Origin of the sequence: Bradyrhizobium sp. 1 (assembly GCF_023073315.1) — a bacterium.
Classification (GTDB): domain Bacteria; phylum Pseudomonadota; class Alphaproteobacteria; order Rhizobiales; family Xanthobacteraceae; genus Bradyrhizobium.
This window is the reverse complement of record NZ_JADPJH010000022.1, coordinates 737,911-749,734: the sequence shown is the minus strand read 5'-3', so window position 1 is coordinate 749,734 and position 11,824 is coordinate 737,911. Positions and strand designations below refer to the sequence as shown.

Below are 11,824 nucleotides of genomic sequence, written 5' to 3'. Positions count from 1 at the left end.
TCGCCAACCAGAACAGCCAGAGCATCCTCTCGCTGTTCAGGTAAGCTTCGGCTTTGGACACGACCGTGCTCCCTCGGGAGTACGGTCCCCGCCATGACCGGCGGATTTGGCGGCACATGACGTGCCCGCAATCGACTTCCCGACGCCGGACCCCATGCAACACCTGCAGCCGATCGCGCTGCCTGCGCCCGCGCGCCCATTCGTTGTTGCCGAACCGATTGCTTCACGCAAGAGTCTTGCAAAATTGCAACGTCTCGCCTGCGAACTGACACATTCGTGCCCTCGCGCAACCTTCAGACAAGGTTGGCAGCGGAGTGTCCCATACGTTCGCATTGGTACGAGGTCATATGCTGTTCAGTCGTGCGCAAATACAGCAACTGCTCAATAATCTGCTGGAACTTGGGCCGCGACGCCTGATGGCCCTGGGACTGATCGGCTTTGCCGTTCTCGTCACCGTCGTCGGCGGCGCGTACTATCTGAGCCGGCCTGAGTTCGAAACGCTCTATACCGGCCTTAACCGCGAAGACGTGGCACGCATGGGCACCGCGCTGCGCGAGCAGAACATCGCCTTCGACGTCAATACGGCCGGCGACGCGGTCTCGGTGCGCCCGAGCCAGACCATGCAGGCGCGAATGCTGCTCGCCGAGAAGGGGCTGCCGACCAGCGCCAATTCCGGCTACGAGCTGTTCGATAAGATCGGCTCGCTCGGCCTGACCTCGTTCATGCAGGAGGTCACCAAGCTCCGGGCGCTCGAGGGCGAGATCGCGCGGACGGTCCAGTTGATGAAAGGCGTGAAGGCGGCGCGGGTGCATATCGTGCTGCCCGTGCGCGGCTCGTTCCGCGCGACGCAGCAGCCGCCTTCGGCTTCGGTGGTGCTGCGCACCGACGGTGCGATCGAAGCGCGCACGGCGCAGTCGATCCGCCATCTCGTCGCTGCAGCGATCCCGGGCATGAGCAAAGAAAAGGTGACCGTGCTGGACGCCGACGGCTCGATGCTGCTGGCCGAAGAGGACGAGACGAGCGCCGCGCCAACCAAGATGGCAAGCCTGCAGAAGACGGTCGGCGGCATGGTGCAGGAGAACATCCGCAAGGCGCTGACGCCGTATCTCGGCCTGGACAATTTCGAGGTGAGCGTCTCCCCGCAGCTCTCCACCGACAAGCGGCAGACCAACGAGACCGTCTACGATCCGGAGACCCGCGCGGAGCGTTCCGTGCGGAACGTGCGCGAAAACGAGAAGTCGCAGAACGCGGATCGGTCGACGCCGACCACGGTGCAGCAGAATCTTCCCGACCAGCAGGTCAACGCAGGCGGCACCAAGAACTCCAGCGAGGACAAGACCCGCCGCGAGGACGTCACCAATTTCGAGGTCTCGTCAAAGACCACGACGACGGTGAGCGACGGCTACTCGGTCAAGAAGCTCTTCATCGCCGTGCTGGTCAACCGCGCGCGGCTCGTTGCCGATCTCGGCGACAAGAGCAATCAGGCCATCGTCGACAGCAAGCTCGCCGAGATTAGCCAGCTCGCGGCGACCGCCGGCGGGCTGGACAAGACGCGCGGCGACCAGATCCAGGTGACGGCCGTCGACTTCATCGAAGGTTCGCGCGAGCTCGCACCGGTGCCGCCGATCAGCTTCGTCGAGATGATCAACAAGCAGCTCGGCAGCGTCATCAACGCGGTGACGATCCTTGCCGTTGCTTCGATGCTGGTCTGGTTCGGTCTTCGGCCCGCGGTCAACGGCATTCTGACCCATCGCGCGGCGCAGGAGCAGACCGAGGCGGCCGAGGCCGCCGAGCTCGAAACTGCCGCGGCCCTTGCATTGGTCGAGAGCCAGGATCCCGAGCTCAACCTCGTTGAAGACCTCGAAGGCAAGATGCAACGAACGCCGCAGAAGCGGCTCGAGCAGATTGTCCGGCTCGATCAGATGCAGGCAGCAGCGATCCTTAAAGACTGGATGCGACGCGAGGAGGCAGCATGAACGCGGCTATCGGAAAACTCCTGACGCAATTCGACGCGAATGGCCGGACCAAGTCGCCGCCGCCGCCTCCACCGCCCAGGATCCAGGACGTGCTGACAAGGCCGAAGGAGCCCCGGCGCGAGCCGCAGGCGCAGGCCCAGCCGCAGCGTCAGCCTCAATCGCAACCGCAGCTTCAGTCGCCGGCGCCCGAGCCGGAAGCCCCGCCGGTCAATCTTCTCGACGACGCCTATCGTCGCGGCCATGCCGCCGGTGTTGCGGAGGCCGATGGCAGGGTTGCCGAGGAGCGCGTCCGTAGCGCGATCCGGCTCGGCGAGGAGCGGGCCAAATGGTCCGACCAGCAGGCGGTCGCGATCGTGAGCGGCTTCGAGTCGGCCTGCCGTGAGATCGAGACCAACATCGCGAGCTCGGTTGCGCGAATCCTGTTGCCTTTCCTCGCCGACGCGGTCCGCGACAAGGCGATCGGATCGCTGGTCGAGCAGATTGCGGCGCTGACCGGCAATTCGCCGGTGCCGGTGTTCAAGGTCACCGGCCCGAGTGATCTGCTTGACCTCGTGAGGACGCAGCTCGAGGCTTCCAGGCGCACGGGGATCCAGTACGAGGCCGCTGAGACTCTCGAGGTTCGCGTCGTCGCCGACCAGACCGTAATCGAAACGCAGATCGCGGTCTGGGGCGAACGCCTGAAGGACGCGCGCCGGTAGCAGCCATGGAAGAGGTCAAGCAGGAGCTCGTCATCGTCCGTCGCCGCAGTGCCTTCGCCGAGGAGGCGCATCACGGTGGCGTATGGAAGATCGCCTATGCCGACTTCATGACCGCGATGATGGCGTTCTTCCTGGTCATGTGGCTGCTCAACGCGCTCAACCAAGACCAAAAGCAGGTTGTCGCGAGCTATTTCAACCCGATCAAGCTCGCCGAGAACTCGCCCGCTCCCAAGGGTCTCAAGGATCTGCCCAAGAAAGAGCCGACGACGTTCGAGGGACAAGACGGCAGGCGCCAGCCGGCCGGGCCAAACGAAGAACGTCGCGGCGACTCGCCGACGGCGGAGAAGGCGGCCTCCTATGAAGAGAAGATTCTGTTCCGCGATCCCTATGCGACGCTCTCCGAGATTGCGAACAGCGCGAACCAGGCCGCGGGCCAGCGCCGCGCCGGCGCGCTGACCTCCGCCGAGGAGGATGGCCTCAAGGGCGGTGACGCCTACCGCGATCCCTTTGATCCCGGCTATTGGAAGCTGACACCACAGGCGTCCAAGGATGCGGATCGCTTCGTCGACAGCGAGCCAAAGCCGAATGCTTCCGCGCGCGACAATGCGTCAGGAACAGGGCAGGGCGAGCCGCAACCGCGCCGTGCCACGCAGGATGATGCCGGCGGAAGCATCGCTCCGAATGTGGACGCGTCGTCCGCAAACCTGTCGCCCCTGCTGCCGCCGGGCCCAGCGCCATCGCAGGCCCAACGCGACGGCAGTGCCCAGGCGAATACGCAAGCAGGCGTTGGCGCTCAAGCCAATGCCGCCGCGCCATCGCGCTCCGGCGATCAAGCGAAGAATTCCGAACTGCGCGACGCCGCGCAAATGCAACAGCAGGCCGTCAAGCAGCTTCAGTCCGCGATCTCGGATGCACTGTCGGACATCAAGGCCGGCGCGGGACCGGTGGCCGAGGTGCGTCAGGTCGAGGAAGGCCTCCTGGTCAGCCTGACCGACGATGCGAGCTTCGGGATGTTCGCGGTCGGCTCGGCCGAGCCGCGGCCCGAGCTCATCCGCGTGATCGACAAGATCGGGCCGCTGCTGGCTAAGCGCCCCGGCATGATCATCGTCCGCGGCCACACCGACAATCGGCCGTACAAGTCGGAGAGCTACGACAATTGGCGGCTGTCGACGGCCCGTGCGCAGATGACCTATTACATGCTGGTCCGCTCCGGCGTCGATGCGCAGCGGATCGAGCACGTCGAAGGTTACGCCGATCGTCGACCGAAACTTCAGAGCGATCCGGCGGCCGCGCAGAACCGCCGGATCGAGATCTTGATCCGGGAGAAGCGCCCTTGATCAGGCCGCTCTTCTGCGCAGTGTTGCTGATGGTGATGCCGCTGACGGCCGCACGCGTGTTGGCCGATCCGGCACCGGCACCAGCTCCGGCGTCGACGTCGAGTGAACCCTATGAGCTCGTGCGCGGATTGCAGGCGGTGCAGGACGGCATCGCCAGCGGCGACACCGCGGCGCATGGCAGTCATATCGCGCTGATCCGGCAGATCGGCGAAAAATTTCTCGCCGCCGATGCGAATGTGTGGAGCAATCCGCAGAACGGCCAGGCCGTTGTCATCTACCTGCTCAGCGGCGGTGCGCCGCAAGTTGTGCGCAAGCTGCCGCGCGACAAGATCAATGTCGACGGACGGCTATTCGATGGTGCGCTCGCCTATGTCGAGGGCCGTCAGGACGAAGCACGCGAGCTGCTCAAGGAGGTCAAGCCGCGGACAATTCCGTCGGGCCTGGGCGGGCAGGTCGCGCTGGTGCAGGGTGCGCTGTTTGCGCGTGCCGAGGCATCGTTCGCGATCGAGCGCCTGGACGACGCGCGCCTGCTCCTGCCCGGCACGCTCGTCGAGGAGGCGGCATTGCGGCGCGAGATCCTGCTGGTCGGGCAGGCCGAGGAGTTCGACAAGTTCGAGTTCCTGACGCTGGCCTATATCCGCCATTACCGCAATTCGATCTATGCCGGCGATTTCTGGCAGCGCTTCTCCACGGGCCTGACGCAATCGAGCCTCGCGTTCGACGAGAACCGCTTCGCGCGAATCGTCACTTTGCTGGAGCAGATCGACCGCGCGAGCCGCCTCAAGCTCTATCTCGTCATCGCGCGCAGTGCGATGGTGCGTGGACGGATGGCCGTGACCCGGCTCGCCGGTGAGCGGGCGCTGACGCTCAGCGCCGATGCCTCCGCCGAGCGCGAGCGAGCGCATCTCTTCCGTGGTGCCTCGCGGGCGCTCACCGATGAATATGACGGCGGTCTCGCCGAGCTGAAGGCACTCGACCGGTCGAAGCTGCCCGAGCGCGACGTTCCGTTCCTCAATGCAACGGTTCAGCTCGTGCTCGATGTCCGAAAGCCGTTCGCGGGCGGATCCGCTGCCGCTGCCGAAAAACCTCCGCTGACACCGGCGCGTGTCGATCTCGCCTCATCGAACGCAGCCCTCGCACGCGCGCAGAAGCAGCTCGGCGAACTCGAACTCCTCACCAGGGATCGCCGTCCATGACCAAGCTCAACGGAACTTCCGGGCAGCTCTTCTCCGGTCTCGCCGAGAGCCTCAACATGCGCGGGACGTCGCGATCGGCCAAGGGCGCCGCGGCCAAATCGCAGGCGGATTCGTCGTTCAACGATCTGCTCCACAGCGTCTCGAACATGGCGAAGCGAGCGCTCAAGGACGAGGGCAGCGATACGACCGTGAAAGCCGGAACGCTGCGCACGCGCCTGGCGCATTCGGTCGACAAGGACAAGACGGACGAGACGGTGCAGGATCGCACCGACACGACAGATGAGCCCAAATCGGCCGACAAGTCCGACAAGGCCTCCGACAAATCGGCCGATGCGCCGTCGGACAAGCAAGCGCCGATCGATCAGTTGATGAAGGCGGACGTCCAGAGTCGATCGAGCATTCCCGCGATTGTCGGGCAGGATCTGGCGGCCGTGCAGGCCATGAAGCCGCAAATCCAGCCGCAGACGCAATCGACGACCGGCGACAGGAAGGATGCCGCGCGCGACGAACGGTCGTCCGCAACGAAGCGCGACGTTCAGGGCATCAGTATGGCGAAGGCGGCCGCGGCCGAACCTGCACCAACCGTTGCTACTCCAGCCAATACGCGCGCGCAGGGCCCGGCTTCGCAAGCGGCGGCATCGCCGCAGGCAATTTCGCTACAAGGCGATGAAGCTGCGTCAAAAACAATGCCCGCGTCATCCGGTTTCGAGGCCGTCGCGGCCAATGTTGAACGTGTGGTCAAGGCCTCGGCCCGGGATGCATTGCCCGAGGCGACCAAGGTCACCGTGGTCCAGCAGGAGACCCATCTGCCGCCCATGCAATTCAGCGCGCCGCAGCAGGTCGCCAATGCGGTCGTCGCCGAGTTAAAGGAGACGCCGGCGTCGACGGCGTCTGCCGCCGCCGATCTCGCAACGTCGCAGGGCAACGCGTCGGACCAGCCGCTCAGGATCCTGACCATCAATCTCGAGCCGCCGCAGCTCGGCAACGTCACCGTTCGCCTTCGTCTCGTCGGCACCGAAGTGTCGGTGCAGCTTGCCGCCCAACGCAAGGATACGAGCCAGATGCTGGACCAGCAGCGCGACTCGATCCGCGATTTGATGCAGTCGGCGGGCTACGTCGCCGACGTGGCGCCGGTTCAGCATGGCTCGCTGGACGGATTCCAGAGTGGCTCCGGCCAGTCACAATCGCAGCTTGCGGGCCAGCAACAGCCATCGTCCCAGTCGCAGCAAGGCACGTTCGACGGCACCAGCAATTCGTCGGGGCAATCGGACGGCGGCGCCAAGCAGGCTCGCCAGGAGCGCCAGTCCAACCAGGAGACACGTCATGATCAGGACGTGGGCCCGCAGACTCGTCGCGGCCCTGTTTATCTGTAATGCGGGCGCTGCGGCAGCGGCGACCGACAATGCGCGCCCCTGCGAGCGCGAGATGGCGCGTGCGTCCCAGCAGCACGGCATTCCGCTTGGCATCCTCTACGCCGTCGGGCTCACCGAAACCGGGAGGCGCGGCGCGCTCTATCCTTACGCGCTCGGTGCCGACGGCCAGACCGTGTTCGCCAAGGACATGAATGATGCGATCGCGAATTTCGAGGCGATGCGAGCCAAGGGCATCAAGTTGATCGATCTCGGCTGCATGCAGATCAATCATTACTATCACGGCGACAAGTTCGCCTCGGTGCAGGCGATGTTCGATCCCGCGAAGAACGTCGAATATGCCGCGCGCTTCCTCAAAGAGTTGAAGCAGCGCGAGGGCAGCTGGACCATGGCGGTCGCCCGCTACAATGCTGGCCCCAATAATCAGCCGGCGCAAAAGCGCTACGTCTGCCACATCGTCGCTCACCTCGTCTCCAGCGGCTTCGGCGCGTGGACCGACAAGGCGCGCTCGCTCTGTCAACCCAGGACGACATGAGCAAGACGACATGACCCGGACAACCCGAAAGTTGTGCATGGTTCCCTACCATCAGCCCCGCGCAAGCAAGAACCCGCAATGTAGTTACAACCTGCCAAAGGAGTCTAATTCATGAGCCTGTATGGTGTTATGCGCACCGGCGTTTCCGGAATGAACGCGCAGTCGAACAAGCTGTCGACCGTTTCGGACAACATCGCGAACGTCAACACGACCGGCTACAAGCGGGCTTCGACGGAATTCTCGTCGCTGATCCTGAAGAGCGGCTCCGGAAATTACGACTCCGGCGCCGTCGAGACCACGGTTCGCTACGCCATTTCGGATGCCGGCAACTACCAATTCACGACCTCGGCAACGGATCTCGCGGTCCAGGGCAACGGCTTTTTCGTCGTGCAGGATGCGAACGGCAACAGCTTCCTGACGCGCGCCGGCGCGTTCGTGCCGGACAACACGGGCAATCTCGTCAATACCGCCGGCTTCCAGTTGATGGGCTACAACATCGCGAACGGTGCGACGCCGACCGTCGCCGCCAACGGCTTCGGCGGCCTCCAGGTCATCAACGTCAACCAGTTGGCGCTGCAGGCGGCGCCGTCAACCAAGGCGACCGTGGCCGCCAATCTCGATCCGAGTGCGACCGCGATCGCCGGACCGGCGGGTCCGGGCAGTTACACGTCGAAGACGTCGATGGTGACCTACGACAACATCGGCAATGCCGTGACGCTCGACGTCTACGCTTCGAAGACGGGCGCGAATACCTGGGATGTCGAGGTTTACAACGGCGCAACCGCGCTGACGACGAGCGGCCCCACGACCACGTTCACCTTCGACGTGACCGCGGTGGGCAAGGGTGCGTTGGCCGTGGCTAGCCCGAAGGCGCTCTCGGTCGCGATCCCCGGCGGCTCTGCCACCTTCAACATCGATCTGGCGGCGATGACGCAGGTCGCCTCGGCCTTCGACTTCAAGGCGACGGTCGACGGCAATGCTCCGTCCGCCGTGGAGAAGGTGAACATCGACGACAAGGGCGTGGTCACCGCGGTTCTCAAGAACGGCACCGAGCTTCCGAGCTTCCAGATCGCGCTGGCCACCGTGCCTAGCCCGGACCATCTGACGCCCGAAGTCGGCAACGTCTATTCGCCGAACCTGGATTCCGGCAACGTGCAGGTCGGTCTCGCCGGCCAGGGCGGCCTCGGCACCATCAAGTCGGGTGCACTGGAAGACTCGAACGTCGATCTCGCCGACGAGCTGACCTCGATGATCGAGGCGCAGCGCGGCTTCACCGCAAACTCGAAATCGTTCCAGACCGGCGCCGACTTGCTGGACGTGGTCGTCAACCTGAAGCGCTGATTTCCACAGCGCTCGTCCCCGGCAAGAGCAGATCATGAACCTTACCGCCGCTCTCGAATCCGCCCGCTCCTCGCTCATGGCGTCGGGCATCCAGTCGTCGGTGGTCTCGCGCAACATAGCCGGGGCCAGCGCCGCCGGCTATTCGCGCAAGATTGCCGTGCTGGACAATTTGCCCGGGACCGGCGTCTATGTGGCGGCGATCCAGCGCGCCGCCAGCTCGGGCCTCTACAACAACGTCCTGATCGCGACCTCCTCGTCGGCCCAGCAGACCGCGATCTATGACGGCCTCCAGAAGATCGCAGCTGCCACGGTGGACGATCCGGAGCTCGACCAATCGCCGACGGCGCAACTCAATGCGCTCAAGAAGGCGCTCCAGCAATACGCCAACGCGCCGGACAACGCGACGCTGGCGCAGGCGGCCGTCACGTCCGCCAAGGACATGGCGACCGGGCTCAACGAGGCGACCCAGACCGTGCAGTCGGTCCGTGCGACTGCGGATGCCGACATGAAGACGTCGGTTCAGAACATCAACCGGCTGCTCTCCCAATTCCAGACCGTGAACACCGCGATCGTGAAGGGCACGATCTCCGGTGACGACATCACCGACTACCTCGACCAGCGCGACAGCATCGTCTCCCAGATGTCGCAGGAGCTCGGCGTCACGATGTCGCTTCGTCCCAACGGCGACGCGGCGCTCTATACCGACAGCGGCGCCGTCCTGTTCGACAAGTCAGCCCGTGCGGTGAGTTTCGTACCCACCAACTCTTATACGGCCGGCACCACGGGCAATGCGGTCTATGTCGACGGCGTGCCCGTGACCGGCGCCAATTCGGTGATGCCGCTGAAGTCGGGCAAGCTCGCGGGCCTCGCTCAACTGCGCGACCAGGACACCGTCACCTATCAGAGCCAGCTCGACGAAGTCGCGCGAGGTCTGATCAATACTTTCAGGGAAAGCGATCAATCGGGCGCAGCGCTTCCCGATGTTCCCGGCCTCTTCACCTATCCCGGCGCGCCGGCGATACCCGCGAGCGCCACTGTCTCGGTGGGCCTCGCCGGCCTGATCAGTGTCGCTGCGTCGGTCGATCCGGCCCAGGGCGGAAATCCAGATCTGCTGCGCGACGGCGCGATCAGCGGCAACGTCGCATACCGATACAACACCGCCGGCAACGGCGGCTTCTCGGCCCGGCTGCAGCAGCTCATCGGCGGCATGGATGCGTCGCAGCCGTTCGATGCGACCACGCAAGGCAAGCCGAACGGCAGCCTGATCGACTTCGCGTCGTCCTCGACGAGCTGGATCGAAAACCAGCGCAAGACCGCGGACTCCAACGTCACCTACCAGAAAACGCTGCTCGACCGCAGCACGGCGGCGCTGTCCAATGTCAGCGGCGTCAACATGGACGACGAGATGTCGCTGATGCTCCAGGTCGAGCGCACCTATTCGGCGTCGTCGAAGATCATCTCGACCGTCGACCAAATGCTGCAGAGCCTGCTGGCTGCCGTGGGGAATTAAGCCATGATGAGCGCGAACTACATCTCGACCTTGATGCTGTCCTCGTCGTTGAGGTCCTCGATTACGAACAACCAGGCTCTGCTGAGCAAAGCGTCGACGGAGGCGACCACCGGCCGTTTCGCCGATGTCGGCCTCGAACTCGGTGCCACGACGGGAAGCGACCTCACCCTGCGGGCGGACTGGAGCTTCGCCGATCAGCTCGTCGATACCAACGGCCTCGTCTCGGGACGCCTGGACATAACGCAGAGCCGGATCACCCAGCTCGGCACGACCGCAACGGACTTCCTCAAGGATTTGATCGCGGCCCGCAGCACCGACGGCGGTGGGCGGATCATCCTGCCGCCTGCGTCCTCCAACCTCCAGGACCTGATCGGCGCGCTGAACGTCTCCTATAACGGCTCATACCTCTTCTCGGGCATCAACACGCAGAATACACCGGTTACGGCTTACGCCGCTGGCTCGGCCAGCAAGAACCAGGTCGATGCCGATTTCCTTGCGGCCTTCGGCTTCTCGCAATCCTCGCCCAGCGTGAGCAGCATTACTCCGGCCCAAATGCAGAGCTTCCTCAACACCAGCTTCGACGCCGAGTTCGCGAGCCCGGCCTGGAACACCAACTGGTCGTCGGCTACCGACCAGGTCATGCAGAGCCGTATCTCCACGACCGAGATCGCCGACACATCTGTCAGCGCCAACCAGACCGGCTTCCGCAAGCTCGCCGAGGCCTACACCATGATGGCCGATCTCGGGAATACGAACCTGGACCAGGCAACTTTCCAGGTCGTCGTGGACAAGGCCATCGGCCTCGTCGGGAACGCCATCACTGACCTCGCTACGCTCGGCGGCAACGTCGGCACGGTCCAGCAGCGGATGACCAACGCAACCGACAAGCTGAAGGCGCAGCAGGACATTCTGAACAATCAGATCGTCGGTATCGAAAAGGTCGATCCGGCGGAAGCGTCGGTGCGCGTCAATGTGCTGCAGACCCAGATCCAGACGGCGCTCTCGCTGACGTCGCAGCTCCAGAAGATCAGCCTGATCAACTATCTCTAAGTCCGGGCGGCCGTCGCTTTCTCATTGAAAATTCTGCGCAGAGTTTGTTCGGATGACTTTTGAAGCCTACGAAACGGTCGTTGAAGATAGCGGCCACGAGGCGCGGGGGCGCGAGCGCCAAGCGCTCAGCCTCGGCATCGACCGGCTGGAGCGGCTCCAGAACGGACGCTTCAGCACGGAGGATCAGATCCAGAGCCTGCTCTACGTCCGGCGGCTGTGGACCATCTTCATCGAGGATCTCGCGCATCCGGACAACGGGCTTCCCGAGAAACTTCGGGCCGACATCATCTCGATCGGCCTGTGGGTGGTCAAGGAAGCCGATCGCCTTCGCGAAGAACGGTCGAGCGACGTGATGCAGCTGATCGAAATCAACCGCCTGATCCGAGATGCTCTCTGATGAAAATCTCCTTGCGCGCGGGCGAACGGGTCTACATCAACGGCGCGGTGCTGCGTGTCGATCGCAAGGTCTCGCTGGAACTCGTCAACGACGTGATGTTCCTGCTCGAAGGGCAGATCATGCAGGCCCCCGACGCCACCACGGCGCTGCGGCAGCTCTATTTCATGGTCCAGCTCATGCTGATGAATCCGACCGACATCCGGGATGCCTTGGCGCTCTATGCCCAGCACCACTCGGCCCTGGTCGCGGTGTGCGAAAGCCGCGAGATGCTAACGGGGCTTGCCGCGGTCGACGAGATGGTCGGCGCGACCCGTTATTACGAGGCGCTCAAGCGTATCCGGGCGCTATTCCCGGTGGAGCAGGCCATCCTGGCCGGCGCCGCCGCCCCATTCGAGGCTGCCTGACAGCGGAGAG

11 protein-coding genes are annotated in these 11,824 nt (G+C 64.3%); all 11 read left to right on the top strand.

The window, feature by feature from the left end; genetic code table 11:
* Nucleotides 1-347 precede the first annotated feature (347 nt).
* The 11 genes from fliF to flbT all read left to right on the top strand — a co-directional run bounded on the left by fliF (nt 348) and on the right by flbT (nt 11,814).
* A complete protein-coding gene (gene fliF, locus IVB29_RS20230) occupies nt 348-1,976 on the top strand; it encodes a flagellar basal-body MS-ring/collar protein FliF (RefSeq protein ID WP_247505119.1) in 1,629 nt (542 codons plus the stop codon).
* Entirely contained in the window at nt 1,973-2,674 is a 702-nt protein-coding gene (locus IVB29_RS20225; protein WP_247505118.1) for a hypothetical protein, read from the top strand. The genes fliF and IVB29_RS20225 overlap by 4 nt, the downstream gene beginning before the upstream one ends.
* A 5-nt stretch (nt 2,675-2,679) precedes the next feature.
* The gene (locus tag IVB29_RS20220; RefSeq protein ID WP_247505117.1) at nt 2,680-4,011 is read left to right on the top strand and encodes a MotB family protein; all 1,332 of its coding nucleotides are present in this window, start codon (nt 2,680-2,682) and stop codon (nt 4,009-4,011) included.
* Nucleotides 4,008-5,207 carry a chemotaxis protein gene (locus tag IVB29_RS20215; protein ID WP_247505116.1) on the top strand — a complete coding sequence of 400 codons (1,200 nt, stop codon included), beginning with the start codon at nt 4,008-4,010 and terminating at the stop codon, nt 5,205-5,207. Before IVB29_RS20220 ends, IVB29_RS20215 begins: the two co-directional genes overlap by 4 nt.
* Nucleotides 5,204-6,580: a flagellar hook-length control protein FliK gene (locus IVB29_RS20210; RefSeq protein WP_247505115.1), complete on the top strand. Its 1,377-nt coding sequence runs from the start codon at nt 5,204-5,206 to the stop codon at nt 6,578-6,580. Before IVB29_RS20215 ends, IVB29_RS20210 begins: the two co-directional genes overlap by 4 nt.
* Nucleotides 6,531-7,112 (top strand): transglycosylase SLT domain-containing protein, encoded by a 582-nt coding sequence (locus IVB29_RS20205; RefSeq protein ID WP_247505114.1) that lies wholly within the window; start codon nt 6,531-6,533, stop codon nt 7,110-7,112. Before IVB29_RS20210 ends, IVB29_RS20205 begins: the two co-directional genes overlap by 50 nt.
* Before the next feature lie 111 nt (nt 7,113-7,223).
* Nucleotides 7,224-8,453, top strand: a complete 1,230-nt coding sequence (locus IVB29_RS20200; RefSeq protein WP_247505113.1) for a flagellar hook protein FlgE — start codon at nt 7,224-7,226, stop codon at nt 8,451-8,453.
* Between the two features lie 34 nt (nt 8,454-8,487).
* Nucleotides 8,488-9,963: a flagellar hook-associated protein FlgK gene (flgK, locus tag IVB29_RS20195; RefSeq protein WP_247505112.1), complete on the top strand. Its 1,476-nt coding sequence runs from the start codon at nt 8,488-8,490 to the stop codon at nt 9,961-9,963.
* A 3-nt stretch (nt 9,964-9,966) separates the two neighbouring features.
* Entirely contained in the window at nt 9,967-11,013 is a 1,047-nt protein-coding gene (locus IVB29_RS20190) for a flagellar hook-associated family protein (RefSeq protein WP_247505111.1), read from the top strand.
* Between the two features lie 52 nt (nt 11,014-11,065).
* Nucleotides 11,066-11,410, top strand: a complete 345-nt coding sequence (gene flaF / locus IVB29_RS20185; protein WP_247505110.1) for a flagellar biosynthesis regulator FlaF — start codon at nt 11,066-11,068, stop codon at nt 11,408-11,410.
* The gene (gene flbT / locus IVB29_RS20180) at nt 11,410-11,814 is read left to right on the top strand and encodes a flagellar biosynthesis repressor FlbT (RefSeq protein WP_247505109.1); all 405 of its coding nucleotides are present in this window, start codon (nt 11,410-11,412) and stop codon (nt 11,812-11,814) included. The genes flaF and flbT overlap by 1 nt, the downstream gene beginning before the upstream one ends.
* Nucleotides 11,815-11,824: the final 10 nt, after the last annotated feature.